General features: G+C 30.9%; 1 pseudogene. It reads left to right on the forward strand.

Going from position 1 to position 359, the window contains the following annotated elements:
• Nucleotides 1–75: 75 nt before the first annotated feature.
• Nucleotides 76–359, forward strand: a pseudogene (locus V7659_RS30220) (histidine kinase); the annotation flags it as partial.

Consider the following 359-nt stretch of genomic DNA (forward strand, 5'->3'; position numbering starts at 1 on the left):
TTCCTCAAACATTCGAAAGAACATAATTATAATATAAAACCTTGGTATGATTTAATCCTTAGTGAAGTAAGTAGGATGAATAAATTAACAGTCGAATTCCTCCAATTTTCAAAACCAAATGTTTCTTTATACCAATCTTATGCCATCCACGAGTGTTTAAAGAGAGTAATCGTATTAACCGAATCCAAAGCCCGTAGTTCAGGACATCAAATCATATACACGGATTACAATCCCGATTTGTTTTTACCAATGGACTTTGATAAAATGGTCCAAGTTTTTGTAAATTTAATAAATAATGCCATTCAATCGATGGTTGAAAATGGAAAAATTACCATTCGATTATTAAAAGTGGAGAACAA

Origin of the sequence: Neobacillus drentensis (assembly GCF_036966985.1) — a bacterium.
Lineage (GTDB): Bacteria > Bacillota > Bacilli > Bacillales > Cytobacillaceae > Neobacillus > Neobacillus drentensis_E.